The 25687-nt window shown below is 44.6% G+C and carries 28 protein-coding genes; 2 read left to right on the top strand and 26 right to left on the bottom strand.

Annotated elements, in window-relative coordinates; genetic code table 11:
- Positions 1 to 6: 6 nt before the first annotated feature.
- The 4 genes from rpoZ to HLI_RS01995 all read right to left on the bottom strand — a co-directional run bounded on the left by rpoZ (position 7) and on the right by HLI_RS01995 (position 2090).
- Positions 7 to 234 carry a DNA-directed RNA polymerase subunit omega gene (rpoZ, locus tag HLI_RS01980; protein ID WP_128522823.1) on the bottom strand — a complete coding sequence of 76 codons (228 nt, stop codon included), beginning with the start codon at positions 232 to 234 and terminating at the stop codon, positions 7 to 9.
- 2 nt (positions 235 to 236) lie between these two features.
- Positions 237 to 851, bottom strand: coding sequence for a guanylate kinase (gmk, locus tag HLI_RS01985; RefSeq protein WP_128522824.1), 615 nt, complete (start codon positions 849 to 851; stop codon positions 237 to 239).
- A 14-nt stretch (positions 852 to 865) separates the two neighbouring features.
- Entirely contained in the window at positions 866 to 1129 is a 264-nt protein-coding gene (gene remA, locus HLI_RS01990; RefSeq protein ID WP_035545527.1) for an extracellular matrix/biofilm regulator RemA, read from the bottom strand.
- Between the two features lie 79 nt (positions 1130 to 1208).
- The gene (locus HLI_RS01995; RefSeq protein WP_128522825.1) at positions 1209 to 2090 is read right to left on the bottom strand and encodes a YicC/YloC family endoribonuclease; all 882 of its coding nucleotides are present in this window, start codon (positions 2088 to 2090) and stop codon (positions 1209 to 1211) included.
- Between the two features lie 150 nt (positions 2091 to 2240).
- Here HLI_RS01995 and HLI_RS02000 point away from each other — a divergent pair, with 150 nt between their 5' ends.
- A complete protein-coding gene (locus tag HLI_RS02000) occupies positions 2241 to 3950 on the top strand; it encodes an Rqc2 family fibronectin-binding protein (protein ID WP_128522826.1) in 1710 nt (569 codons plus the stop codon).
- Between the two features lie 109 nt (positions 3951 to 4059).
- On the top strand, positions 4060 to 4185 hold the full coding sequence (locus tag HLI_RS22085) for a hypothetical protein (protein ID WP_277750300.1): 126 nt from the start codon (positions 4060 to 4062) through the stop codon (positions 4183 to 4185).
- 248 nt (positions 4186 to 4433) lie between these two features.
- Here the strand turns inward: HLI_RS22085 and HLI_RS21370 are convergent, their stop codons facing one another.
- The 22 genes from HLI_RS21370 to pgeF form a co-directional block, all read right to left on the bottom strand.
- Complete coding sequence (locus HLI_RS21370; protein ID WP_164908446.1) at positions 4434 to 4586, bottom strand: hypothetical protein; 153 nt, start codon at positions 4584 to 4586, stop codon at positions 4434 to 4436.
- 623 nt (positions 4587 to 5209) lie between these two features.
- The gene (locus HLI_RS02005; RefSeq protein WP_128522827.1) at positions 5210 to 5644 is read right to left on the bottom strand and encodes a DMT family transporter; all 435 of its coding nucleotides are present in this window, start codon (positions 5642 to 5644) and stop codon (positions 5210 to 5212) included.
- Positions 5645 to 5820: 176 nt separating this feature from the next.
- Positions 5821 to 7995 carry an FUSC family protein gene (locus tag HLI_RS02010; protein WP_128522828.1) on the bottom strand — a complete coding sequence of 725 codons (2175 nt, stop codon included), beginning with the start codon at positions 7993 to 7995 and terminating at the stop codon, positions 5821 to 5823.
- Positions 7996 to 8153: 158 nt separating this feature from the next.
- On the bottom strand, positions 8154 to 8426 hold the full coding sequence (locus tag HLI_RS02015; RefSeq protein WP_241655917.1) for a hypothetical protein: 273 nt from the start codon (positions 8424 to 8426) through the stop codon (positions 8154 to 8156).
- A 63-nt stretch (positions 8427 to 8489) separates the two neighbouring features.
- Entirely contained in the window at positions 8490 to 9119 is a 630-nt protein-coding gene (gene pyrE, locus HLI_RS02020; protein ID WP_128522830.1) for an orotate phosphoribosyltransferase, read from the bottom strand.
- A complete protein-coding gene (gene pyrF, locus HLI_RS02025) occupies positions 9094 to 9816 on the bottom strand; it encodes an orotidine-5'-phosphate decarboxylase (RefSeq protein WP_128522831.1) in 723 nt (240 codons plus the stop codon). Before pyrF ends, pyrE begins: the two co-directional genes overlap by 26 nt.
- Positions 9782 to 10714 carry a dihydroorotate dehydrogenase gene (locus tag HLI_RS02030; RefSeq protein WP_128522832.1) on the bottom strand — a complete coding sequence of 311 codons (933 nt, stop codon included), beginning with the start codon at positions 10712 to 10714 and terminating at the stop codon, positions 9782 to 9784. Before HLI_RS02030 ends, pyrF begins: the two co-directional genes overlap by 35 nt.
- A complete protein-coding gene (locus HLI_RS02035; protein ID WP_128522833.1) occupies positions 10711 to 11472 on the bottom strand; it encodes a dihydroorotate dehydrogenase electron transfer subunit in 762 nt (253 codons plus the stop codon). The genes HLI_RS02030 and HLI_RS02035 overlap by 4 nt, the downstream gene beginning before the upstream one ends.
- A complete protein-coding gene (gene carB, locus HLI_RS02040; protein WP_128522834.1) occupies positions 11469 to 14669 on the bottom strand; it encodes a carbamoyl-phosphate synthase large subunit in 3201 nt (1066 codons plus the stop codon). The genes HLI_RS02035 and carB overlap by 4 nt, the downstream gene beginning before the upstream one ends.
- Positions 14648 to 15757 carry a carbamoyl phosphate synthase small subunit gene (locus HLI_RS02045; RefSeq protein ID WP_128522835.1) on the bottom strand — a complete coding sequence of 370 codons (1110 nt, stop codon included), beginning with the start codon at positions 15755 to 15757 and terminating at the stop codon, positions 14648 to 14650. Before HLI_RS02045 ends, carB begins: the two co-directional genes overlap by 22 nt.
- Complete coding sequence (locus HLI_RS02050; RefSeq protein WP_128522836.1) at positions 15738 to 17027, bottom strand: dihydroorotase; 1290 nt, start codon at positions 17025 to 17027, stop codon at positions 15738 to 15740. The genes HLI_RS02045 and HLI_RS02050 overlap by 20 nt, the downstream gene beginning before the upstream one ends.
- A complete protein-coding gene (locus HLI_RS02055; protein ID WP_128526791.1) occupies positions 17028 to 17906 on the bottom strand; it encodes an aspartate carbamoyltransferase catalytic subunit in 879 nt (292 codons plus the stop codon).
- 181 nt (positions 17907 to 18087) lie between these two features.
- The gene (locus tag HLI_RS02060) at positions 18088 to 19476 is read right to left on the bottom strand and encodes a solute carrier family 23 protein (RefSeq protein ID WP_128522837.1); all 1389 of its coding nucleotides are present in this window, start codon (positions 19474 to 19476) and stop codon (positions 18088 to 18090) included.
- Between the two features lie 213 nt (positions 19477 to 19689).
- Positions 19690 to 20232 (bottom strand): bifunctional pyr operon transcriptional regulator/uracil phosphoribosyltransferase PyrR, encoded by a 543-nt coding sequence (gene pyrR / locus HLI_RS02065; RefSeq protein ID WP_128522838.1) that lies wholly within the window; start codon positions 20230 to 20232, stop codon positions 19690 to 19692.
- Between the two features lie 224 nt (positions 20233 to 20456).
- Positions 20457 to 21368 carry an RluA family pseudouridine synthase gene (locus tag HLI_RS02070; protein WP_128522839.1) on the bottom strand — a complete coding sequence of 304 codons (912 nt, stop codon included), beginning with the start codon at positions 21366 to 21368 and terminating at the stop codon, positions 20457 to 20459.
- On the bottom strand, positions 21365 to 21838 hold the full coding sequence (lspA, locus tag HLI_RS02075) for a signal peptidase II (RefSeq protein WP_128522840.1): 474 nt from the start codon (positions 21836 to 21838) through the stop codon (positions 21365 to 21367). Before lspA ends, HLI_RS02070 begins: the two co-directional genes overlap by 4 nt.
- A 145-nt stretch (positions 21839 to 21983) precedes the next feature.
- Entirely contained in the window at positions 21984 to 22511 is a 528-nt protein-coding gene (locus HLI_RS02080; protein ID WP_128522841.1) for a DivIVA domain-containing protein, read from the bottom strand.
- 76 nt (positions 22512 to 22587) lie between these two features.
- Positions 22588 to 23364 carry a YlmH family RNA-binding protein gene (locus HLI_RS02085; protein WP_128522842.1) on the bottom strand — a complete coding sequence of 259 codons (777 nt, stop codon included), beginning with the start codon at positions 23362 to 23364 and terminating at the stop codon, positions 22588 to 22590.
- Between the two features lie 76 nt (positions 23365 to 23440).
- Positions 23441 to 23710: a YggT family protein gene (locus HLI_RS02090; protein ID WP_128522843.1), complete on the bottom strand. Its 270-nt coding sequence runs from the start codon at positions 23708 to 23710 to the stop codon at positions 23441 to 23443.
- Positions 23711 to 23713: 3 nt separating this feature from the next.
- The gene (locus tag HLI_RS02095) at positions 23714 to 24160 is read right to left on the bottom strand and encodes a cell division protein SepF (protein WP_128522844.1); all 447 of its coding nucleotides are present in this window, start codon (positions 24158 to 24160) and stop codon (positions 23714 to 23716) included.
- Positions 24161 to 24181: 21 nt separating this feature from the next.
- Complete coding sequence (locus tag HLI_RS02100; RefSeq protein ID WP_128522845.1) at positions 24182 to 24853, bottom strand: YggS family pyridoxal phosphate-dependent enzyme; 672 nt, start codon at positions 24851 to 24853, stop codon at positions 24182 to 24184.
- Positions 24854 to 24875: 22 nt separating this feature from the next.
- Complete coding sequence (pgeF, locus tag HLI_RS02105) at positions 24876 to 25673, bottom strand: peptidoglycan editing factor PgeF (protein ID WP_128522846.1); 798 nt, start codon at positions 25671 to 25673, stop codon at positions 24876 to 24878.
- Positions 25674 to 25687 lie beyond the last annotated feature (14 nt).

A 25687-nucleotide genomic window follows, 5' to 3' on the forward strand; every position in this document is an offset into this window, starting at 1 on the left:
AATAATTTATGTTGTTTCAGTACGTTCCTGGATTTCATCCGCTTCAATATAGTGAAGTTTACCGCTTTGGATTTCTTCTAAAGCTACACCGACTTGCTGGTGGGACGTCGGTTTGTCAATCATTGGTGCACTTCCTTGTTTCAGTTCACGAGCTCTTCTCGCCGATAGGGTGACAAGTGTGTACTTCGATTTGATCTTTTCTTGTAATGAATCAATGGATGGCTCTAACATCATGATTATTCATCCTCCAATGCTTTTTTATATTGCTGTGCTACCCGTTCGCGCTTGCAGTGTTCACTGGCAACGATAGACTCCACTTTGGTCACAGCATTGTCAATTTGATCGTTGACCACTACGTAATCATAAGCATCCATCATTTCGATTTCTTCTTTTGCGGCCAACAGACGGTTTTTAACCTTATCTTCCGTCTCTGTTCCACGATTGACAATCCTGTCTTTCAACTCTTCCAGAGAAGGCGGAATCAAAAAGACGAAGACTCCCTGTGGAAAATTCTCCCGCACTTTCAGAGCACCCTGTACTTCAATTTCAAGAAATACATCTTTTCCTTTTTCTAAGGTCTGTTCCACATATTGCCTTGGAGTGCCGTAATAATTCCCGACATATTCGGCATGCTCAATCAACTGACCTTCACTGATCAACTTCTCGAATTCATCTCTTGATTTAAAGAAATAATCGACCCCATCCACTTCCCCTTCCCGGGGTGCGCGGGTCGTCATGCTGATCGAATAGCGTAAATCTGTAGACTGGTCGAACAAAGCTTTACGGACCGTACCTTTCCCTACCCCGGAAGGGCCGGAAAGGATGAATAAAATTCCTTTCTGATCTATCACTGCAGCAAGTCCTCCTAATTTTCGTCTGAAATCTCATCATTATTAATGACACGCTGACCGACTGTTTCCGGTTGTACCGCGGAAAGGACAACATGGTCACTATCAGTTACGATGACCGCACGAGTACGACGGCCATATGTAGCATCTACTAGTTTATTATTGTCACGAGCGACTGTAATGATACGTTTGATCGGAGCGGACTCCGGTGAAACGATCGATATGATACGGTTGGCAGATACAACGTTACCAAAACCTATATTGATTAACTTTAAACTCAAAGCTGACTCCTCCTTCTTCTGGCCAAGTACAATAATCACTAATTCTATTATATGAAAAAACTAGGGATAAACACAATTGTTATTCAACATTTTGCACTTGTTCTTTCATTTTTTCTATTTCACTCTTCAAGTTGACGACCGCTTCCATCACTTCTCCATCATTGGATTTCGACCCGATGGTATTCACTTCCCGATGCATTTCCTGGACGATGAAGTCGAGGCGGCGACCAATCGGCTCGTTCCAATCCAGGGTAGATGCAAATTGGATAAGATGAGATTCCAAACGAGTAAGCTCTTCGGTCACATCCCCTTTTTCCGCTAACAGGGCTACTTCCTGGAGAACTTTCGTCTCGTCAGGATGAATTTGCTCCTTCATGTATTCCTCTACTCTTGACCGTATTCTTTCCTTGAATTCTTCAATTACGATCGGTCTGCGTTCTTCTAATTCCCGGAGCAAATGACGTATATTCGTAACACGCAATCGGAGGTCTTTATGCAGTTGTTCACCTTCAATAGAACGCATTTGCATTACTTGCTTAACTGCTTCATCAACAGCCTCCAACAATGTATTTTGCAAGGTTCCTGTATCCTCTTCCACTTCTTGCACAGAAAAAACTTCTTCTAACTTGGATACCATATCAATAGTTATTTCACCCGTCAAATCATAGCGGCTCTTCAATTCATCTAATTCTCTTATGTATTGATCGACGATCGGCCAGTCGACAGTAATTTTCTTTCCGAACAAACTTTCTCCTTCAATCGTCACGAAAAGATCGACACGGCCTCTTGATAACCTGTTTTTCACTAGTCTCTTCATCTGATCTTCCAGAAATAACAGTGTACGCGGAATTTTCACAGCTATATCAAGAAAACGGTGGTTGACCGAGCGCACTTCCACGTGCAGCCGCGATTCCCCTACTTCTATTGTTTGTTTCCCATAACCTGTCATACTCTTTGTCATAATCCATCACACCCATATGTAAAATATGTACTGGATTCTATTTTATCAAATTCCTCGGCGATTAAGCGAATCATTGAGCATTTTAATGGATTCTCTTAGAACTCAAGCTTTGAATCATGCTATACTTGCAACATTAGAGAGGTGAAGACGATGTCTTTTGACGGAATTGTAACCCGGGCGATCACACATGAACTCAATGAAACGATCCAGTCCGGCCGAATTATGAAAATATACCAACCAACAGAAACGGAACTTGTCTTTACAGTCCGTTCCCAACGAAAGAATCATACACTGCTGCTATCCGCTCACCCGAGCTATGCACGCTTCCATTTAACAGAAGATCAATACAACAACCCGAAGGAACCACCAATGTTATGTATGCTGTTACGAAAACATTTGATCGGTGGTTTTATTGAGAGCATAGAGCAAGTAAGTATGGAACGAATCGTCAAATTCCAAGTAAGGACCCGGAATGAAGTCGGTGATGAAACACTGAAAACACTTGTCATCGAAGTGATGGGGAAACACTCGAACATCCTTCTCATCGAAGAGGGTCATATGTTAGACAGCATCAAACATTTACCACCTTCTCAAAACCGGCATAGGACGATAATGCCCGGTCAGCCATACAAACTGCCTCCAGAACAAGGCAAAATTAATCCTGTGGAGCTTGAGCCGGAAACCTTCATTAAAAAATTGGATTTCAATTCTGGGAAAATGGACAAACAAATCTTGAATATCGTAATGGGATTCTCCCCGATGATGACTAAGGAAATTGTCCATCAAGCAGGTCTCGGTGGTGCGAATGCATATATGGAAGCTTATCGAAACATCCGCAACCGGATATTGGAGCATGATTATGAACCACAAGTCCATCTAGCAGATCGCGAACAATTTTATGTGGTACCTCTACAGGCTTTCACAGAAAAAGTCGAAAACTATGCTACTGTCAGTCAGATGCTCGATGATTATTACTCAGGAAAAGCAGAACGGGATCGTGTGAAACAACAGGCCGGCGACCTTCACCGTTTCTTGAAAAATGAGCGGGATAAGAATTTACGAAAAATCAAAAAGCACCAGGGAACGCTTAAGAAATCCGAATCTGCTGCTGAATACCAGCGACTGGGCGAGCTGTTGACCGCACACATGCACCTGGTAAAAACGGGGGATGCTGAAGTAACAGTCATCGATTACTATGATCCGGACCAATCCGAAATGACAATCGAATTGAACCCGAATAAGTCTCCTAGTGACAATGCTCAGAACTACTTCCAAACTTATCAGAAAATGAAAAAATCGAAGGAAGTCGTTCAAAAAGAAATTACTAAAGCGGAAGATGAAATCCTCTACTTCGAGCGCTTGATTCAGCAAGTGGAATCCGCTCGTGAGGAGGACATCGAAGAAATACGTGAAGAACTTCGCGAGCAAGGTTATTTAAAGAAAAAGCCCGCCTCGAAAGGGAATAAGAAAAACAAACCATCCAAGCCTTCACCAGAAAGCTTTGAATCAAGTGATGGAACTCTTATTTATGTCGGTCGAAATAATAAGCAAAACGAATACCTGACCAACCGCCTGGCGAATAAAACGGATATTTGGCTGCACGCGAAAGACATTCCAGGTTCGCACGTGGTGATACGTGATGAAGATCCTAGTGAAGATACGCTCTTTGAAGCTGCTCAACTTGCTGCCAACTTCAGTAAATCGAGCCGTTCCTCTACAGTCCCTGTCGACTATACGAAAATCCGTCATGTTAAAAAACCGTCAGGAGCGAAACCGGGTTATGTCACTTACGATCATCAGCAAACCCTATTCGTAACACCCGATGCTTCTTTCGTTAAAAAGCTGAAAAGCCGAACTTAAAGAATTACCCTCATGCTCTTGACTGGCATGAGGGTTTTTTACATAATCACCCCTGTATATTTGCACACTAATCATGCCGTTCACTTTTTTCGAGAGGAGGAATGAAGCGATGAGCAAGAATTCAAAGTCTAAACGCAATCCACAAAAAAGCAAAGACGCAGTTCAGCCGAGCACGGGAGAAGAAAGAATCACCATCTCAAAATCCGGGAAGACTTTCAACGACCCGCAAAGATAGTCAAGTACAGGATTTTTCACAATAAAAACACGAACCCAGCATGGATAGGTTCGTGTTTTTTTCTTAGCTATGTTTATCGTAACGAATGTTTTGTATCAGGTGACTCCCGTTTTATAAAAGGAGCAACTAAATTCATCCCACGAACAAGTTAGATAGAGGAAGACTTGATTCTGCTATAGTTTGGCTGTTCCGTCTTCAGGTGAGGAGAAGGTGGTCGGGGAAATAACTGAGGCTGGTGAAAAAACTCTTCAATCTAGAGGAGCAGTTAAAGTTTGTTGTTGCTTCTCACGAATCGCTTGTCGGTGGATGCTTGCCGCGGGCACGGCCTCAGCTAACTTGGTCAAGAAGATCACTTGACCAAGTGGATCTTCGGCTCGCGCTGTTCCCGCAGGCGTCACCACCGAACGCTCATCGTGGAATCAACGAGGCCCATCCAAAAAGAATACCCTGCGTGTACAAGGGTCTTTGGCGATATTTACCGTCAATATCAAACGAATACTAAAGCTCATGGAAAATGTCTCGTCATAATAAAGAAACCGAGTTGAACGATAAACCGTCCTACTCGGCTTTTTCTTTGATGCATAACTCAGAAAGTTGGAGGTCTTCAGTAGCCACGAAATAACTCGCTTTCCATGGGGAGTACGGTGAGCCGCCTCGAACTTCGTCCTGCGGGGTCTCACCATGTCTCTGACCCCACAGGAGTCTCGTCATTTCCCCGGCCACCTTTCCCTAAATAGGAGGAACGGAACATTAACGAATCATAGAATTCGCCACGCTGCCCTTGGTAATTCATTCTGTTCACATTATGTAGGGAGCCCCTACTATAGTCCGTTCGTAAAAATAAAGCAGGGAGGGCAGGGAAAACAGGGAGACTCCTGCGGGAAAAGCGGACTAGACGAGACCCCGCAGAGCGAATAGCTCGAGGAGGCTCGGCGTCTGCCCGCGGAAAGCGAGCTGTTTTTCCCTGCCCTCCCAGACACCATACGGCAAACGGACCTTATGTAAAAATTATAACAGGTTACAGCTACTTCTTTGTGTATAGAATGATTGCAACAAGCATCAGGACCATCCCAGCTATCCGCTGACCATCTAATGGAATTTGTCTCATGCCCAGCCACCCATAATGGTCGATCAAAGAACTGGCAATCAACTGCGCTGAGATAAGGGTGAAAATCGCAGCACCTACCCCGATACGCGGCACAGATAAGACCATGACCGACACAAAAAAAGCTCCCAGCAATCCTCCGGTGAGCTGCCACTTCGGAACCTGAAAAACCTGTATGATGTTCCCTCTTCCAAAGAAAAGCATAACGATGAATAAGACGACTGTACCTACTAAAAAGGATACAAACGCACCTTCAAACACTCCGATTTTCTGACCTAAGCCACCATTCACCGATGATTGTATAGCCATACCAACCCCACCGATAAAAACAAGCAGCATCAATATCCATTGCATACCGTTGCACCTCTCTCCTGCTGTATTTCTTTCAATCGATTCTTTCCATCCACCAGGAAACTTCTTTTGCAATAAGTACTAGTATTTCAAACCTGGATAATTTTCTCAATCATTACGACTCTCAATTGCTTCAAAAATGAACCTGCCCCTTATGAGGGGCAGGGAAGTGATTCCAGCTAACTCTCTTTATTTTTTTCATCCAAACCAAGCTCCTCTCCGATCAATAGCAAGGCTTGATTGATTTTCCATATATAATATAAATGATGGACAAGATCCCCTTGATTTTCTTGATGACCAGGGGCACGTCGTTCAATTTCTTCCCGTTCCGACTGCAAATTATAGAAGGATCCGGAAATTTCCTTCGTTTCAATCAGCGCTTTAAGGACTTGGATGTTATGACTCAATTTTTCTTCCATCGATTGGAATAGCAAACCGACTTCATCAGGGTATTGGAAGTTCTTTTGATAGGAAGATGCCACTAAGTGCTTAGCGTAATAGTTGATCGCTGTGAATAGTGTGATCAATCTCGGCAGCCCTGAATACTTCCTCCCCCCGGGCCCCTGTAATATAGGCTTTGACTCGTCCTCGATCGTTTGAATTTTTTCATCCATATCGAAGGCGAGATCGGCCAGGCCTTTGACACTCGCCATTTTTTGAAAGCTTTTCACATACTCTGTGACATATGCATCGAGGTCCACTAAGTAATCGATGAATACTTCTGATACTTTATCCATCGTTCTCGTAGGATAAATCAATGCAGAAACACCAAGAGCGATCGCTGCACCCGCAATCGTATCCACCACTCTTGCTTCAAGCAGCTCATAGCTGATACCTCCAAGAATCAAATCATACATGAAAGCAATCAACATCGTAATGAACATAGTCATCAATGTATAGGATACCGAGAGTAAATAAAAGGCAAGAAAGATGACGGTAAACAGTAACACGACTTCTAATTCTGAATGCCCCGACACCAACTTCGCTAAAATGAAACCGATTCCTGCCCCGATGACCGTACCAATTGACCGTTCCAAACCTTTCAGATATGTGCGGCCTACGGTTTCTGTTCCTAATTGCACAATGAACGTGGTCAATAAAACCCAATATGGTTGAATGGGTGAAATCAAATAACCGACTATGATTGCTATCGTACCAGCGATCAGCGACTGTATCGCTTTTTTGGTGGTCGGTTTCATTCCTTCTTCCTCTTCTTCCTCTTCCTCCTCAGCAGGTTCTTCCTCGATAGTATCAAAGGCAGATAGGTCCCTGATATAATATTGGACATCGATGGCGCCTTTCGTTACATGGGTCGCGATCGCCTCGATCCGACGCAATAAATAAAGCCACCCTTCTGGTTGATCCATACTTTGTTCAAAAAGATCATCAATCGTCTGTCGAAGCGAATGGACGACCTTTTCTGCTTCCAGTAAATTCTGTTCTTGGTGTGCTTCATCAAGGACGTCGGCGTTTTTCAAAGTTGATATGACTTCGATCAATATTGTGCGTAGCTCCACCGTTTCCAGTGCGTCATCTTTTTTCAATTTCTGTAAACTATCTGACAGGGTCATTATGAACATTGCTGCATCGAAGACATAGAGGCGCAGTTGGTTCGGCTTCAGTCCCGGCCATAGCTTACGAATGTCCTGGGCATTCAATTCGGTGGCTACATTGCTTGCATATTTGCGAAGCTTGCCGATGTTATAGTCCAATTTCTTCTTTCTTGACTCTTTGATTTCTGGATCCTCTATGATTTCAATTAGAAGTTGAAAGGTGAGATTCGCTTGTCTATGAAAAGACTGCATACTTCTTTTCAACATTTGAACAGAATCCTTGAACAAAATGAAATTATAAAGAAAGGCGTAGCTTACACCTATAACGATCGCCACATAAAACCAGGGAAACTGGGCTGGAGAAAGTTGTAAAAAAGACGAAAAATAAACAGTGAAAAAACCGATCATCCCAAGGGAAAAATAACGGCTACCGAACCTGGAGAAATAAAAGCTGCTGAATATGATGACTATCATAAGGGTGGAAACCAAGAAAGCATTCCATGCTAGCAAAGATCCGAGCGTAACCCCTATTCCAGCTGATAAGGCAAGTAACCCTGTCGTCACTTGCTTTTTTTCTTTCGTTTCATCCATCACTATCATAATTCCCATTAAGCCGGCAATCCCTGAAATGATTGAAGGAAGTAAAGTTTGCTGGTCCAACAAGTTGAGAATCATCATCGTTGTAAATACAGATGAAATGAGACTGACTGTGGCTTTTCCTGCCTGATTAAGCCTTTTCCGTCCCGGATCCGAAGCAAGCAGCCGGCGCAGCCAGTAAGATTGAACGAATGGTACCTTCATGGTGCCCCCCTTCCTGTATGTAGTATGTTCGGTTACTTTATCTATCGTAATTCGTTTTCCATTCAAGGACAACTGATACACTCCTGTTTTTCTTACAGAATCAGTATTCATTGACTGTTATTTTCAACGATAAAAAAGCCACGAGGGATTTCGTGGCTTCATGTCAAGAAATAGGCAAAAATCGCAATGGATCCAAGATAGGAAAAGATCGCCTGTGCCCAGTACCGCTTCTGTTCCCTTTTCAACATATAAACATTCCATATGATGAAAATGGCTATTGAACCAGCAAGGCTGAGCAATGGTTCCCAGGACCACATCGATTCCATAAAAGAGAACGCCACCCATGTATATAAATAAACGAAACATGTCAATAAACCGAGGGAGGCATTCATGAGAATGAAAAAGGAATGTTTGTTTGATTTCATCATCATCACCAATACTCTTTGATGTCTTCATCCTACTAGGAGCTACCTTAAATAGCAACTCCTGGTTTTTTAAGATTGTGTAAAAACATAAGGGTCCTGGCGCCATTTTTCCATCAGTTTACGCTCATCTGCTTTCATGACGTTCTCTTCTACAAGTTGATCAAGAAGGTTCTCATAGCTTGCGATGGCACTATAGGTGTAACCCTTTTCAGTAAATGCTTCCTCAGCACTTTTCAACCCGTAGGTGAAGATCGATAAAACTTCCACGATCTCTACTCCCGCTTTTTCCAATGCATCTGCTGCTGCAATGGAAGACTTCCCTGTGGAAATCAGATCTTCTATTACTACAGCTCTCTGACCAGGTTCAATCTGGCCTTCAATTTGGTTGCCTTTGCCGTGTTTCTTAGCAGAAGAACGCACATATACCATCGGCAAGTCCATCTGTTCTGCTACCCAGGCAGCATGAGGGATACCAGCTGTGGCACAGCCAGCTATCACATCGATAGCAGGTTCGTGCCTGTTGATTTTTTTTACGAACGTTTCTGCAATCTGCCTTCGTATCTTCGGGTAAGACATTGTCAACCGGTTATCACAATAAACCGGTGACTTAATACCAGAGGTCCAAGTGAAAAAATCTTCCGTTTCTATTCTGACCGCCCCGATCGCTAGTAAATCACTGATGAGTTGTTGGTTCTTCATTATGGAAAGCCTCCTTGATCTGTTCATATGCAGCTGCCGGATCGTCCGCTTCTCTGATCGCCCGTCCGACGACGATGGCGTCACTCCCTTTTTCATTTGCGACTTCTGGTGTTGCTACACGTTTTTGATCATGTGTCTCCCCACCATTCAGTCGGATGCCAGGAGTCAATGTTAAAAGATTGGTGTGTGTTTTTACCAGTTCTGCTTCTTCAACCGAACAAACGACTCCGTCCATTCCGCTCTTTTCCGCAATCTCGGCAAAATGACGGACCACTTCTGGGAGCTTATGTGAAAGCAGCAATTCCTCTTCCACCATCGTTTGATCGGAGGATGTCAACATTGTCACAGCAAGTAGTACTGGGCGCTTTCCTTGTGCACCTTCTTCCAGTCCTTCTTTTGCAGCTCTCATCATCGTTTTTCCGCCCTGGGCATGCACGTTGACAACATCAACCTCCAGCTTTGCTATATTACGCATCGACCGTCTGACAGTTTCCGGGATGTCATGTAACTTCAAGTCGAGGAAAATATCATGTCCCTGCTGTTTCAATTGATTGATCACTTCAGCTCCTTCTCGATAAAAAAGTTCCATTCCCACTTTGACAGGAATTCCTTCCAGACGGTGTTTTTTCAAAAATTGAACAGCTTCAATTCCTGTTTCAAAGTCAAGAGCGAAATACACGGTTTTCAGTTGACTCATCATGTGCACCTCCTATAACTTCTTCCACCGACGTGAAGCCATATTTTTGCAGCGTATTTGGTAACTCATCAATGATCTCTTTACATATTAAAGGGTTTTTGAAGTTGGCACTGCCCACTGCTACGGCGCTTGCCCCAGCGAGAAGGTATTCAATGACATCTTCAGCACTTTCAATACCACCCATACCGATAATCGGCAAGTTGACAGCTTCATATACTTGATGGATCATCCGGATGCTCACAGGTTTGATGGCGGCCCCTGAGAGCCCTCCTGTCTTATTTGACAGGATCGGTTTTCTTGTTTTCGGATCGATTCGCATTGCCGTCAATGTATTGATCATGGACAAACCGCTTGCTCCCGCCACTTCTACAGCCTTTGCCATAGTGATGATGTCCGTTACATTCGGTGAGAGCTTCACATAGACAGGCACATGGCTTGCTTCAACGACACGTCTAGTCACATCTTCGGCCAGACCTGCGTCTGTACCGAACTGGACACCACCCTCTTTTACATTTGGACAGGAAATGTTCAGTTCTAGTGCATCTACATGTTCTGATATTTTTTCAGCGACCTCTACATATTCATCCACCGTTCCTCCAGCGACATTAGCAATGATCGGCATGCCGTGTTCTTTCAAAAATGGAATTTCTTCTTTAATGATTCCTTCCACTCCTGGATTTTGCAGACCGATCGCATTCAGCATACCGCTGGAGGCTTCAGCAACCCTTGGTGTATCATTTCCGAAACGCTTTTCTGCGGTTGCCGCTTTCATGATGACGGCTCCCAGATCGGACAACTCGTAAAATTGTGCGAACTCTTTCCCGAACCCGAAACACCCGGAGGCAGGCATGATTGGATTCTTCAAAGTTAAGCCTGGCAGTGCTACATTCATATTCATTTTAAAACAACCTCCCTGGAATCAAAGACAGGACCATCACAGCAAATCCTCCTGTAGCCTTTCTCATCATGCGATTCAACTACACAAGCAAAACAAGCCCCTATGCCGCAGCCCATCCGTTCTTCCATCGAAATATATCCCGGAACATCTGGAAGCTCATCAGATACTGCTTTCAACATAACTGTCGGACCGCAGGTGAAGTACATATCGAATGTTCCTTGCAGATCAGCAAGCAGATCTGTGACTCTTCCTTGATGACCAAGCGTTCCATCATCCGTTGTCACGAACACGTCGCCCAGTGCACCGAATTCTTTTATCAAAAAGGCATCAGATAGGGATTGGAATCCTAAAATACTTGTGACGTGGATATCTTTATCTCTCAGCTGTCTTGCCAGGTTATAGAGTGGCGGTACACCGATGCCTCCGCCGATGAGGAGCGCATGTTTACATTCGACCTCATCGACCGGAAACCCTTTCCCTCCTGGACCAAGCACATCCAATTGGCCGCCTGCCTTTTTTTCTGTCAAAGCTTCTGTCCCCTTACCCAACACTTTATATAGAAGAGTCATTGTGCCATTTTGCGGGTCGATGTCACATATAGAAACCGGTCTTCTCAAATAGTGATCACTGCTGATTCGGATATGGACAAACTGACCAGGTTGCACTGCCTCATCAGCCATAGCCCCTTTAAGGATCATCCGATACGTATCTTTCGCAACCAAATGATGTTCAGTGATCTCCATCAGTTCACGTTTCATATGGTCACTCCTTCCATCGGGCTGATGGCTCGAGCACTGAAGGACATAGCGTTGATGACATCAACAATCGACTTAGCTGTATCCAGGCTTGTCAGACAAGCGATGCCATGCTCGACCGCTTCCCGACGAATTCTGAAGCCGTCCGACCTTGCACGCATCCCCTTGTTCAGTGTGTTCACGACGACTTGTACCTCGCCTGTCTGGATCAAATCGATGACGTCGCGCTGATCTGAGCCTACTTTCCCGACGGCCTCCACTGGAATATCCGCTTGCTGAATGATTGTCGCAGTTCCTTCTGTAGCAAACAGCCGGAAACCAAGTTCGTAAAAGGTGCGCGCAATCTCAAGCATCTCTCCTTTATCTTTATCTGCTACTGTCAAGAGTACAGAGCCTTGAGTGGGAATTTTCAATCCTGCTGATGTCATTCCTTTGTAAAGGGCTTTTTCAAGTGTCTGATCATACCCGATGACTTCCCCGGTCGATTTCATTTCAGGTCCCAGGGTTGTATCGACACTACGCAGTTTTTCAAATGAGAACACAGGGACTTTCACATAGACGCCGTCCGGTTTGCGGGCTACCCCTGAACTATATCCGTGTGCCTGTAAAGAATCACCAAGGATGACTTGAGTAGCCAGTCTCGCCATAGGCACCCCTGTAATCTTACTTAAGAAAGGTACTGTTCTGCTCGCCCGAGGGTTGACCTCAAGCACATAAGCTGTCCCTTTGAAAACGACGAACTGAATGTTGATCAATCCCTTCATATTCAGTTCGCGGGCGATTTTCGTTGTCGCATCCACACATTGGTTTTCAAGTTCTTGTGTGAGGCGCTGGGTCGGATAAACAGCCATGGAATCCCCTGAATGGACCCCTGCGCGTTCAATATGTTCCATAATCCCAGGAATGAAAACATCTTTTCCATCTGAAATCGCATCGACTTCTATTTCCATCCCTGTCATATATTTATCAATCAATATCGGATGACCATTATGAACAGTTACATTGTTTTCTAAATAAGATACTAATTCCTCATCTGAATAGACGATTGCCATTGCGCGTCCACCAAGTACGTAGGATGGCCGCACAACTATAGGATAACCGATTTTCTCAGCTGCCTTGTAAGCTTCTTCTTCACTTGTGACGCTTTCTCCTCCTGGCTTAGGGATTTCAAGTTTGTTCAGCAACTGTTCGAATAAATCGCGGTCTTCTGTTTGGTCGATCGACTCCATTGTTGTTCCGAGAATCCTGACTCCTTCACGGGTTAATTCATCCACAAGGTTGATAGCGGTCTGACCACCGAATTGTACGATGACCCCTTCTGGCTGCTCTAAATCGATGACATTCATGACATCCTCAAGTGTCAGTGGTTCAAAATACAATTTATCTGAGACACTGAAGTCTGTGGAAACCGTCTCTGGGTTATTGTTCATAATGATAGCTTCATAACCCATTTCTTTCAGTGCCAGCACTGAGTGGACAGTCGCATAGTCGAACTCGACTCCTTGACCGATCCGAATGGGTCCGGAGCCGATAACGAGCACTTTTTTGTTCGATGAAGCAATGGATTCATTTTCATCTTCATAACTGCTATAAAAATAAGGAGTTTCCGAAACGAATTCCCCTGCACAAGTGTCGACCATTTTATAAACCGGACGGATGCCTCTCTCTCTTCTCACTTGTAAAACTTCTGCTGCCGTCGTTCCTGTTAACCTTGCAATTTGCTGATCTGAGAAGCCAGTCTTTTTCACTGATTCCAGTACCCCTGAAGTGAGTCCATGTTGACTTATTTCTCTTTCCAAATCTATGATTCGCTTCAGTTTGTGTAAGAAGAAGTAATCAATGCCTGTCATATCATGGATTTCATCTAAACGATACCCTCTTCTTAACGCCTCTGCCAATAGGAAGATTCTCTCGTCGTCCGCACGTTTCATACGTGAGCAAAGTTCTTCCTCTGATAGTTTCAATGCTGAATTCAAGTAAAGCTCTTCTGTCTCTCCTTCCAGGGAACGGACTCCTTTCAAAAGAGATTCTTCCAGCGTACGCCCGATGCTCATCACTTCACCCGTCGCCTTCATCTGTGTACCGAGACTCCTGTTTCCTTTGGCGAATTTATCAAATGGCCACCGGGGAATTTTTGTGACTACATAATCAAGTGCTGGTTCAAAACAGGCGTAAGTTGTCCCGGTGATCGGATTCTTGATTTCATCCAGAGTCATGCCGACAGCGATCTTTGCTGCCAGCTTAGCAATCGGATAGCCGGTCGCTTTCGAGGCGAGTGCGGAAGAACGACTGACCCTTGGATTGACTTCTATGACGTAGTACTGGAAACTGTGCGGGTCTAAAGCAAGCTGGACGTTGCAGCCTCCTTCGATTTCTAATGCCTGAATGATCTCCAGTGAAGCATTTCTCAACATTTGGTATTCACGATCACTGAGCGTTTGTGAAGGAGCGACGACTATAGAATCTCCTGTATGAATACCGACGGGATCGAAATTCTCCATGTTACAAACGACGATTTTATTATCAAGGTGATCACGCATCACTTCATATTCAACTTCTTTAAATCCAGCGATATTCTTTTCAATTAAGCACTGATTGACAGGTGATAATGCCAATCCGTTCCTCGCTGTTTCTTTCAGCTGTGCTTCGTCATCACACATCCCGCCGCCGGCTCCTCCCATCGTATAAGCAGGTCTTACAATGACCGGGTAGCCGATCTCTTCTGCAAATGTCAACGCTCCTTCTACTGAACTGACAATCTCACTTTCCGGTACTGGCTGGTCCATTTCATGCATCAACGAACGGAACTTCTCCCTGTCCTCTGCTCGTTGAATGGCATCCAGTGGTGTTCCTAACAGCTCTACGTCATATTGATCAAGGATTCCTGATTCACTCAGCTCTACAGCAAGATTCAGACCTGTCTGGCCTCCAAGGGTCGGCAGAATTGCCTCAGGTTTCTCTTTACGGATGATCTTTTGTAAAAATTCCAAGGTGAGCGGCTCCATATAAACTTGGTCTGCAAACGTATGATCTGTCATGATCGTTGCCGGATTCGAGTTTGCTAGAATGACTTCATACCCTTCTTCTTTCAAAGATTGACAAGCTTGTGTCCCTGAGTAATCGAACTCTGCTGCCTGACCAATGACGATCGGTCCAGAACCGATGACAAGAATTTTTGTTAAATCTGTACGCTTAGGCATGAGGCATCCTCCTTTAATGTCGTTTGGTCATTCTTAATTCTGGTCAAAAATTCATCGAACAAGTGGGCGGTATCCTCTGGCCCTGGTGAGCTTTCGGGATGATACTGGACACTGAAGACCGGATGATGGTTATGATTCAATCCTTCTACCGACTCGTCGTTTAAAGAAAATTGTGTAACAGTCAAATTTGTCTGCTCCAAAGAGTGCCGATCTACGGCATAGCCGTGGTTTTGTGAAGTCATATATGTCCTTCCTGTACCTGGATCCTTAACTGGCTGATTGGCACCCCGGTGGCCGAATTTCATCTTGGAAGTATCTCCCCCACAAGCAAGAGCGATCAATTGATGACCTAAACATATACCGAACACAGGCATGCGGGTGATCAGCTGGCGGATCGTCTGAATCGCTTCCGGTACGTCTTTCGGGTCCCCAGGTCCATTAGATAACATCACCCCATCCGGTTTCAGGCGTTCAATTTCCTCTGCTGAGGTATGGTAAGGGACGACAGTGACATGACAGTGACGCTTTGTGAATTCACGTAAGATTCCATGCTTCATTCCAAAATCCATCAGTACGATTCGTTTTCCTCTACCTGGAACGACATATGGTTTGACCGTAGACACTTGCTTGACCTGGTCTCTTTGTAAAGGAGTACTTTCGAGAATTTTCAAAGTTTCTTCAAGTGAGCGGTCGGTTGTTGTGAGCATCGCTTTCATCGTGCCGTGCTGGCGGATGATTTTGGTCAATTTCCTCGTATCGATCCCGCTGATTCCGGGAATGTTTTTAGCTTTCAGAAAAGCATCAAGAGTTTCTTCACTTCTGAAATTAGAAGGATGCTCACAATGTTCTTTAACGATCACACCGAGTATAGCCGGGTTGACCGTTTCAAAATCATCCCGGTTGATTCCATAATTTCCGACCAGTGGATAAGTGAAGGTAACAAGCTGTCCACAGTAGGAAGGGTCAGAAATCACTTCCTGATATCCAGTCATTCCAGTGTTGAAAACGACTTCCCCGATACTTTCTCTATCACTTCCGAATCCCTCACCTGCGAATACTGTTCCATCTTCAAGCACGAGTTGTCTCATATGAAGTCTCCTCCCACACTATATTTCCGTTGACAATAGTAAGTACCGGCCACCCTTTCACTGTCCATCCATGAAAAGGTGTGTTCTTTCCTTTTGACAAAAACCTGTGTCTGTCAATCGCTTCCTTTTTATCTAAATCAACAATCGTCAAGTCAGCGGGCGCTCCTGTCTTTAATGTTCCATAAGGTAAACCGAACGTTTCTGCAGGCTTGATGGTCAGCCAGTCAATCAACTGTTCCATCGGTGCAAGTCCCTTCTCGACCACATGGGTATATAAAAGTGGAAATGCTGTTTCCAATCCAGTAATTCCGAAAGGGGAAGATAAAAAACCCTGTCGCTTATCTTCTTCTGTATGTGGCGCATGATCTGTCGCGATAAAGTCGATCGTTCCGTCCAACAACCCTTGAATCAATGCTTGTTGATCCTCTTTTGAACGGAGAGGCGGGTTCATTTTGTAAAAACCATCATCTTCAGGAATGTCACTTTCATTCAGAAGTAAGTGGTGTGGTGTAACTTCTGCAGTCACCTTTATTCCTGCCTTCTTTGCATCGCGGATGACGCGGACGGATTCTTTCGTTGATACGTGGCATACATGATAATGACAGCCTGTTGCTTCTGCTAACAAAACATCTCTGGCGATCTGCACAGACTCTGCTATGTTCGCAATTCCAGGCAAATTCAAGCGTTCACTCACTTCTCCGAGGTGGGAGACCCCTTTATAGAGGAGGGAATTATCTTCACAGTGAGCAACAATCGCTTTGTTCAAACGGCTTGCTTCTTTCATGGCTTCATACATCTTACCCGCGGACTGAACCCCTACACCATCATCAGTGAAGGCGAACGCTCCTCTCTCACTTAACGCATCCATATCAACAAGATCACTTCCGATTTGACGGGTTGTGATGGAAGCATAAGGGAGCACTCTCACACGTGCGTCCTTATCAATTCTTTCAAGCACATCATCCATGACAGCTGCTGAATCCGGAACAGGTGTTGTGTTCGGCATCGCGCATACAGTCGTAAAACCACCTTTGGCTGCTGATTTTGTCCCGGTAAGAATCGTTTCTTTGGCTTTCCCTCCAGGTTCCCTTAAATGGACATGGACATCTACTAATCCCGGTAAAATCAGGTTACCCTTCGCATCAATCGTGGCATCTGCCTCTCCCACTTCTTCGCCAGTTTCGACGATCGTACCTTGATCGATCAGCACCTCACCGTTAATATAACTCCCATTTTCCAAGAGCTTTCCATTCGTTATTTTCATTTTCATTTATAGTTCCCCTTTCATAAGTGCTTCGATTACGGCCATTCTTACATTTACTCCATTGGCCATTTGCTTGAAAATCCTCGACTTTCCTGATTCGACGAGCGAGCCGTCAATCTCGACTCCCCTGTTCACAGGTGCTGGATGCAGGATAATGCTGTCAGGTTTCATTCGAGCTTCTCTTTCTGTCGTCAGGCCGAATTCCTTCAGGTAGGAAGATGTCGCATCCCCTTTCTCATGCCTCTCATGTTGGATTCTCAGCAGCATCAAAACGTCACAACGATCAACCGCCTCATCCATCGTAATGTAATGGTTGGAAAGTGAATCATCCTGCCATTCAGGTTTGGTTACAAAAAACACATTGGCGCCCAGCTGTTTTAATGCAAAGGCGTTGGACCTGGCTACACGACTGTGTTTCAAATCACCAGCTATGCAGACATCTAAGCCTTGGAAATATTGAAAATGTTCATGGATCGTGTACAGGTCGAGCAGTGACTGCGTCGGATGCTCCCCGCAACCATCACCGGCATTAATTAAGGAAAGGTTCAATCCTTCTGCACAATGGTCTAACAGCCCGGATTCCGATTGACGGACGACAGCGAGCTCCACACCTATGGACTCAAGTGTCTTCAAGGTGTCGTATAAACTTTCTCCTTTTACAAGGCTTGAGTCCGTACCGTCCAATTGGAGCACATCCATTCCAAGTCTCCGTTGGGCGATGTGAAAACTGCTCTTAGTCCTTGTGCTTGGTTCAAGAAACAAATTGGCAGCGAACTTCCCCTTAAAGGAGGGAATCTCATTCATCTGTTCCATTTTCCTTGCAATGGAAAACAGGTGGTGAATTTTGTCGTTCGTCATGTGTTTCATTGACAACAAGTGATGCAATCTCTTAATTGCAGGCATTCTCATCTCTCCGATCTATTATTAATAGATATATCAAAGGATAAAAAGAGCACCCCCTGGTGTCGGGGGTGCTCTGCTCGTCGCATGCCGAACGAGCCAATCCCTCGTACACCTTTTGAGCCTCACGGGACCCGGTTAAAACGTGTTTGAGTGTTGGTTGTATTTACGCTACATATTCCTTGTTCTTTTCATTTTCAAGCTCCGGCGCTTCAAACATGCTGCCGTTTCCACGCCCTTTCTCTTTACCTGGGAGGATCAGATTCAAAATAACTCCGATGATAGCTGCAAGAGCCATTCCAGCAATCTGCACCCGATCTGTCACTTGGATATATGCGCCGCCTACCCCGATGACCAGGATGACAGAGGCGACAATCAAATTCCTTTTTTCGCCGAAATCAATTTGATTGTCGATCAGCATACGGAGCCCGCTTGAGGCGATGATTCCGAAAAGCAGGATGGATACGCCTCCCATGACCGCCGTCGGGATCGAACTGATGACTGCGGTCACCATGCCGATAAATCCGAAGACTATGGCAATGACAGCCGCTCCTCCGATGACGAAGACGCTGTACACACGAGTGATAGCTAATACACCGATGTTCTCACCATAAGTCGTATTTGGCGGTCCGCCAAGGCATGAGGCGATGAATGTTGCGACACCGTCCCCAAGAATTGATTTATCAAGCCCAGGGTTTTTCAAAAAATTCTTCCCGACGACTTTGGATAAGACCATTTGATCCCCTGTGTGCTCGGTGATCGTCACAAGGGCGAATGGTACCATCAGAAAGGCTATTTCCCAGCTGATCACATCCATCGGAGAAAAATCGACGAAAGGGACGACAAACTCGGGCATTTTGAAAATGGCTGAAAGGAGACCAGCTAATGACCCCGCGCTGGTAATGGCATTCCATTCCGCTTGGATTGCGCTTGTATCGACAATTCCCTGAGTGAAGGCAAAGGCATATCCCCCGCAAATCCCGAAAAGAATCGGCAGTAAGGAGAAGAAGCCTTTAAAGAAAATCGAAGCAATGATCGTGATGCCTAAGGTCACTAAGGCGACCATGAAGTGTGTGCCGCTATACACATTTTCTTCCTGGCCAGGCAGATACATCGCCATGTCAATGGCAGTTGAAGCAAGCCCGAGACCGATCACAATAATGACTGGTCCGACAACAATCGGAGGAAGTAAATTCATCAACCATTTCGTTCCGAATATAGAGATTAAGAGTGCGACTAAACCGTAAACCAGACCTGCGAGGAAGCTCCCGACCATCGCTCCTGCAACTCCGCTTGATTTTGATACTTCGATGATTGGATAAATAAAAGCAAAGCTCGAACCCAGATAGGCTGGGACTTTTCCTCTTGTGATCAAAAGATAAGCAAGTGTACCAAAACCGCTTGAAACAAGGGCTACCGATGGTGATAATCCTGTTAAGAACGGAACGAGGATGGTCGCTCCGAACATTGCGAATAAGTGTTGTAAACTGAGTGTCAGCCATTTATGCATTTTAGGTACTTCATTTACATCCAGAGCTGCTTCGTGTTGTTTCATGATTCATTTCCTCCTTTGTAATCAATGAAGGCCGCCTTGGGAAGCGAGCCTTTCATTCCCATCCAGCAATATTTTTCCCTTTGACCATCCGTTTCCCATAAAAAAACCTCTTTGCGCTTAAAAGTACGCAAAGAGGTAGCCATGTACAAAGACATGAGCATCATTACGAACCTTTTAAGCCTCACGGGACTTCTATTAAAGGTCAGAGATTATTTACTTATCGTAGATTTTCACTTCATCCATCTCGTCTGTTTCAGAGAGCGTGACAGTGATGATCTCATCAAGCGATGTCGGTACATTTTTACCGACATAATCCGCCCGGATCGGCAATTCGCGATGGCCGCGATCCACTAAGACGGCCAACTGGATTTGGCTTGGACGTCCAAGGTCGATCAGTGCGTCCATTGCGGCACGCACAGTCCGACCTGTGTATAGCACATCATCAATAAGGATGATTTTTTTCCCGTCGATATCTGCCTGGATATTCGTAGCTTTCAATTGTGGCTCGGCTTCGTTTTCCTGTGGCGTCAGATCATCCCTATACAGGGTGATATCCAGCTCTCCGTCTGGCAGATCCGCCCCTTCTATTTCCTGGATTTTATGCTTTAACCGCTGGGCGATCGGAACACCCCTGGTTTTGATCCCGACTAGTACGAGGTCTTCAATTCCTTTGTTCTTTTCGATGATTTCATGGGATATCCGCGTTAATGCTCTGCGAATCGCTGCATCATCAAGTACGGTAGCTTTTGGATTCATAACTGTTTCCTCCCTCGTCATAGAAAAAGCCCCTCTTCCGCATAAAGGCAGAAAAGGGGCTCCTGATACACACAGTTTGTGCATCCATCGTCACCTTTCCAGCCTCACGGGACTGTGTTTAAAGGTCTGTTCAATTCTATTGATGATTATGTCAAAGCTTTCATGCTTTGTCAAGGGTGCTTTGTATGTTCCTACCGGTAAAGTCAGCAATAATATTCGGCGGCTTACAATTCTTTTGTTTCTAAATAGGAGAGCGTTTCTTTGAAGTCCTGCGGTGGTTCGACTTCGAATTTCTTCCACTCGCCCGTTCTCGGGTGTTCAAAACCAAGAGATTTGGCATGGAGCGCCTGTCCGTTCAGATCCAATGTTTTTCGCGGACCATATTTAGGATCACCCGCAAGCGGATGACTGATATAGCGCATATGGACCCGTATTTGGTGAGTCCTTCCTGTTTCAAGAGTACATTCTACCAACGTAAAGTCTGTGAAGTGACGCAGTACCCTGAAATGTGTAACTGCATCTCTCCCTCCATCCACCACCGCCATTTTCTGGCGATCTTTCGTGTCACGTCCGATCGGGGCTTCGATGGTACCATATTCGTGATGGATTTCCCCATGCACGATGGCTTCGTATTTCCGCTCCACTGTTTTCTTTGAAAGTTGTTCAGCCAAAGATTTGTGGGCACGGTCATTTTTTGCCACCATGATAAGACCACTCGTGTCTTTATCAATCCGATGCACGATCCCGGGACGTTCAACTCCATTGATTCCTGAAAGGTCTGTACAATGATAAAGCAAAGCATTTACAAGTGTTCCTGAATGATGCCCTGCAGACGGGTGGATCACCATCCCGGACGGCTTATTGACGACAATGACGTCTTCATCTTCATACACGATATGAAGATCGACTTTCTCAGGGAGAATATCCATTGGCTCCGGTTCAGGTACAGCCCAGGTGATCGTATCATCTGGCTGGACTTTATAATTACTTTTCACAGGTTTCCCATCTACAAGGACGACATGATCTTTCAACCAGCCTTGGATTTGGGACCTGGATGAATCTGGAATGACTTCAGTCAAAAGTTTATCAATTCGTTTGGATTGATCGTTTTCTGTTACCACATATTTTTCACTCAAGAGTTCAAACTTCCTTTCTTTTTCCGCTCATCAATGAATGTAGCGATCATTACGAAAATGACGCCGATTACCAGAGCTGAGTCAGCAACATTGAAAATGGGAAAATTATAAGAAAAGAAATACGTATTCGCGAAATCGACAACCTCTTTCCGGACCACACGATCGATGAAATTACCGATGGCCCCTGCCAAAATCAAAGAAAGGGCGATGCCGATAAACCGGCTTTCTTTTCCGTATTGATGGAGATAATAAATGACAAAGCCTATGACAACGACTGTAATGATATAGAAGAACCACATTTGGCCTTGCAAAATCCCCCAGGCTGCACCCTGATTCCTATGTGAAGTCAAATAAAAGAAGTTCTCAATGATTTGTATGCTTTGTCCGATATCCATTTTTGTCACTACGAGCCATTTTGTCCATTGATCGATAAAAATGAGCAGAATGGCGATTATATAATACACATGCATAAGCGTCCTCCATGAAACTTATTCCCAGGTTATTGTATCATAAAAAGATAGGCCCTGGCTTAAAAAAACAAATAGGAAAGGTGCCGCTCCGGGGCGGCACCTTAGTAAAATAAAATGGATGATTTCAAATATGTACACCAACTCTTTACGACTGTTGAGAACTGTACTCTTTTTCCATTTCTCTTTTGACTTCTGTCTCATCCTCGATTTCTGTGTCAAACAAATGGTCCCAGTCATCATTTTCAATCATGTCGATTTGGGCTTCAACAAGCATCCGTAATCTCATCTTGAACACTTTCGCCTGTTTTTTCATCTCTTCCACTTCAATTGAAATGCGGCGTGATTTTTCCAATGCTTCATTGATGATGCGATCTGCATTCTTCTCCGCTTCCTTGACGATCAGCTTCGATTCTTTATTCGCACTGTTCTTCACATCTTCTGCTGTTTCCTGGGCAACGAGGATCGACTTGTTCAAAGTCGTTTCGATATTATTGAAATGACCCAGCCGTTCGTTCAGCTGATCCACCTCACGTTCTAACTCTTTCTTTTGACGGATGACAATTTCATAATCTTTGATTACCTGGTCTAGAAATTCATTGACTTCGTCTTCATCGTACCCTCTGAATCCTCTTGTGAATTCTTTGTTATGAATATCCAGTGGTGTTAAAGGCACACCATCCACCTCCTCAACTCAATCCATTACGTTAATGGTTCGACATGAACCTACTAAATCCTGCTTTCCGTAACAATTAATTTAATTTAGCTGTCGTCACTTTATACTTCTCTTTCTTAGTCTGACCGAGAACGTCATCCAAACGGCTTCTCCCTTTTCCCCGGAGAGAAATGAGATCCCCTGCTTCTAATGAAAATGCGGTATCTTCAACCGTACGGAAGTTGACCTTCACTTGGCCGCTTTCAATAAAAAGACTCGCTTTTTTACGGGACATTCCATAAATTTCCTTCACCATTACATCAAGTCGCAAGGAGGAGACCGTTGTTTCTTTCGTCAACCAGGTCTCTTCACTTTCCAAACGTTCTGCCATCGGCTTTTCTTCAAACTGGACAGTTGAACGTTTGATACCTGTGAGGTTCATTTTGATGTAATCACTGATTTCTTCAGCTGTGGTGATTTGTATTTTTCCATCCTGGACCACAAGGTCACCCAGTTTCTCACGCCTTATCCCTAGGGACATGAAAGCACCAAGGACATCCCTATGTTCAAGAGTTATAAATTTTACAGGATAGGTGGCTTCAAGTAATGTGAGCTTAAAGTCATCTGTTTCGACGACTTCATAATCCGGAGCAATAATCGCCCGTTTTCGTTCGCTCTGTTCACCTCCACCCTCCATTCCATACACTAGATCCGCATCATTACCCATAATGGCATGGAGAATCATCTGCTCCCTCGGGTTTAAAAAATCAGTCAGTTTACGTTGGTACTTCATGCTGACATCATCTTGCCAGGAAAGGACCTGCTCGATAAATGGGCGCTCTTCTTTTCGAAAATGCTGATAAATGTCTGACATCCGCAACAACCTCCATAATCACTAAAAGGAACAGATACCAGAGCGAGGTTAGTTGCTCTACAATCTGTTCCTCGTATTAAAGTCCCATGATCATTTGATACAATTCACCAAGACCTGCTGACGCGAAACGCAGTACAAGAATGGCGACGATCGGTGAAATATCGATCATACCTAGTGGAGGGATAATCTTGCGGAACGGTTCCAGGAAGGGTTCCGCCAATTTAGCCAGGACCTCTCCGAAGCTGGACTCTCTCGCTCCAGGAAACCAGGACAGCAGGATATAGATAATGAGAATCCAACTGTATATTTGTAGTGCTGTCATTAAAATGTTAAACAAAAACGCCATGGGTTACCACCTTCTATTCATGTCATCGTCTTCCTGTGAAATTATTTCTGAAATGGAACCAGAAATCTCCACATTATCTGGAGTGCATAGGAATGTTTGAGACCCCAATTTTTGAATGTCTCCCCCTATAGCATATACCGTCCCACTCAAAAAATCTACTATCCTTTTCGCCTGTTGATGATCGACACGTTGTAAATTGATCACAACAGCTTTGCGGCTCACCAGCTGGTCGGCAATGTTTTGAGCTTCATTATAACTGCTCGGTTCACTCAATACCATTTTGGATGAACTTTTGGCACTCTTCAAGCTTACTACATTACCTTGGTCCTGTTTTTTTGCATTTCGCTTTTGGTTATAATCCTCTTCCATCTCATCTTCGACTTCTTCTTCAACGTACTCATATTCATCGTCCAGCGTGAAAAAAGAACGGAATTTATTTTTCATACTCATCATGATCACCTCTGTTTAGTTTTATTCCCCGACAAGGCTTGATCCTATCCGTATATGTGTAGCACCTTCTTCAATGGCAAGAGAATAGTCATTGCTCATTCCCATAGATAAATATTCGCAAGGCGCATGGGCATAGTTCTTGGCCCTGACCCTGTCCCTGAGTGCTCTCAACTGACGGAAAACACCCCGCAGCTGCTCTTCATCATCCGTATGAGGGGCCATGGTCATCAAGCCAACGATTTTGACATTTTCATAATTTTGAAGGGTTTCCACAAATGCTTCTACTTCAGATGCTTGTACACCATGTTTCGATTCTTCCTCACTGATGTTGACCTGTAAGAAACATGGCACCGGTGAAACCGCCCTTTTATTGATTTCTTTCGCCAGCGATTTCCGATCGAGAGAATGGATCATCGATACTTGCTCGATTACATCTTTCACTTTTCTCGATTGCAGCGTACCGATAAAATGCCATGTTGCATTTGCACCAATGGCTTCATACTTCTCAAGCAGTCCTTCTTTACGGTTTTCACCTAAATGCTTGATCCCTGCATCCAAAGCTTCCTGCGCTCTTTCAGTCGAGACATATTTAGTCACTGCTATGATAGTGATTTCATTTATAGGACGTTCACAATTCTTACATGCTTGTTTGATTTTTTCTTTAATGGCTGCCAAATTCTCTTCGACCGTCATTCCGATACTCCTTCCCGTCAAATCAAGTCCTCAAACCAATGAAACCGAGCATCCGCCCCGTTTTTCCCTGGTCCCGCCGATGGGAATAAAATAAATCATTTTCCTCGTATGTACAAAATCCCGATACCTGGATATTTTCAGCAGGTATCTTTTTTTCTATCATCATCTGCCGGTGGAGGGTTTTTAAATCCAGTTGATATTTTCCGTTGGTATTTTGCGTAATACACTTGTCCCTATGAACATCCGGCACTTTATCAATAACTTTTTGGTCGACTTCATAATGTTTCATCCCGATGGAAGGGCCGATTACGATATGAATGTTTTCACGTAGACAGCCTTGCTCTGCAAGCGCTTCGATCATCTCCCCGGCCATTCCGTCGACGGTCCCCTTCCACCCCGCATGGGCGACTCCCACCCACTCGGCTTTGGAGTCGTAAAAAAATAAAGGAACACAGTCCGCATAGAAGGCCGCTAATAAAAGTCCAGGCTCATTAGTGATCAAACCATCCACACCCTGGACAGCTGTACTCAACGAGTCAGTCCCTGCCCCGGCATATGTGTGACCGACAGCTTTCACTTCTGTACCGTGGACCTGTTCTCCGAGGACCCACTGATCAAGGGACACACCAAGCTCCTTTGCAAGTGTCCGCCTGTTTTCTAAAACATTTTCCTTTTCATCATCGACATGGAGCCCCATGTTTAATGTTTCATAAGGCTTTGGGCTATGCCCGCCATTTCTAGTTGTTAAACCTGCTAGCACTCTCGAAGATCGGTCAAAGCAAGTAAGTCGTCTGTTGGATTTCTGTTTGAAGGGTTCCACTTTTTCACCACCTC

Origin of the sequence: Halobacillus litoralis, from assembly GCF_004101865.1 — a bacterium.
In the GTDB taxonomy this organism is placed as follows: Bacteria; Bacillota; Bacilli; order Bacillales; family Halobacillaceae; genus Halobacillus; species Halobacillus litoralis_A.

Excerpts from the sequence above, each read along its gene's own strand:
- rpoZ (WP_128522823.1), bottom strand. The coding sequence starts at position 234 with ATGATGTTAGAGCCATCCATTGATTCATTACAAGAAAAGATCAAATCG.
- HLI_RS01995 (WP_128522825.1), bottom strand. The coding sequence starts at position 2,090 with ATGACAAAGAGTATGACAGGTTATGGGAAACAAACAATAGAAGTAGGG.
- HLI_RS02000 (WP_128522826.1), top strand. The coding sequence starts at position 2,241 with ATGTCTTTTGACGGAATTGTAACCCGGGCGATCACACATGAACTCAAT.
- HLI_RS22085 (WP_277750300.1), top strand. The coding sequence starts at position 4,060 with ATGAGCAAGAATTCAAAGTCTAAACGCAATCCACAAAAAAGCAAAGAC.
- HLI_RS02005 (WP_128522827.1), bottom strand. The coding sequence starts at position 5,644 with ATGCAATGGATATTGATGCTGCTTGTTTTTATCGGTGGGGTTGGTATG.
- HLI_RS02010 (WP_128522828.1), bottom strand. The coding sequence starts at position 7,995 with ATGAAGGTACCATTCGTTCAATCTTACTGGCTGCGCCGGCTGCTTGCT.
- HLI_RS02015 (WP_241655917.1), bottom strand. The coding sequence starts at position 8,426 with ATGATGATGAAATCAAACAAACATTCCTTTTTCATTCTCATGAATGCC.
- pyrE (WP_128522830.1), bottom strand. The coding sequence starts at position 9,119 with ATGAAGAACCAACAACTCATCAGTGATTTACTAGCGATCGGGGCGGTC.
- pyrF (WP_128522831.1), bottom strand. The coding sequence starts at position 9,816 with ATGAGTCAACTGAAAACCGTGTATTTCGCTCTTGACTTTGAAACAGGA.
- HLI_RS02030 (WP_128522832.1), bottom strand. The coding sequence starts at position 10,714 with ATGAATATGAATGTAGCACTGCCAGGCTTAACTTTGAAGAATCCAATC.
- HLI_RS02035 (WP_128522833.1), bottom strand. The coding sequence starts at position 11,472 with ATGAAACGTGAACTGATGGAGATCACTGAACATCATTTGGTTGCGAAA.
- carB (WP_128522834.1), bottom strand. The coding sequence starts at position 14,669 with ATGCCTAAGCGTACAGATTTAACAAAAATTCTTGTCATCGGTTCTGGA.
- HLI_RS02045 (WP_128522835.1), bottom strand. The coding sequence starts at position 15,757 with ATGAGACAACTCGTGCTTGAAGATGGAACAGTATTCGCAGGTGAGGGA.
- HLI_RS02050 (WP_128522836.1), bottom strand. The coding sequence starts at position 17,027 with ATGAAAATGAAAATAACGAATGGAAAGCTCTTGGAAAATGGGAGTTAT.
- HLI_RS02060 (WP_128522837.1), bottom strand. The coding sequence starts at position 19,476 with ATGAAACAACACGAAGCAGCTCTGGATGTAAATGAAGTACCTAAAATG.
- pyrR (WP_128522838.1), bottom strand. The coding sequence starts at position 20,232 with ATGAATCCAAAAGCTACCGTACTTGATGATGCAGCGATTCGCAGAGCA.
- lspA (WP_128522840.1), bottom strand. The coding sequence starts at position 21,838 with ATGCATGTGTATTATATAATCGCCATTCTGCTCATTTTTATCGATCAA.
- HLI_RS02085 (WP_128522842.1), bottom strand. The coding sequence starts at position 23,364 with ATGTCAGACATTTATCAGCATTTTCGAAAAGAAGAGCGCCCATTTATC.
- HLI_RS02090 (WP_128522843.1), bottom strand. The coding sequence starts at position 23,710 with ATGGCGTTTTTGTTTAACATTTTAATGACAGCACTACAAATATACAGT.
- HLI_RS02095 (WP_128522844.1), bottom strand. The coding sequence starts at position 24,160 with ATGAGTATGAAAAATAAATTCCGTTCTTTTTTCACGCTGGACGATGAA.
- HLI_RS02100 (WP_128522845.1), bottom strand. The coding sequence starts at position 24,853 with ATGACGGTCGAAGAGAATTTGGCAGCCATTAAAGAAAAAATCAAACAA.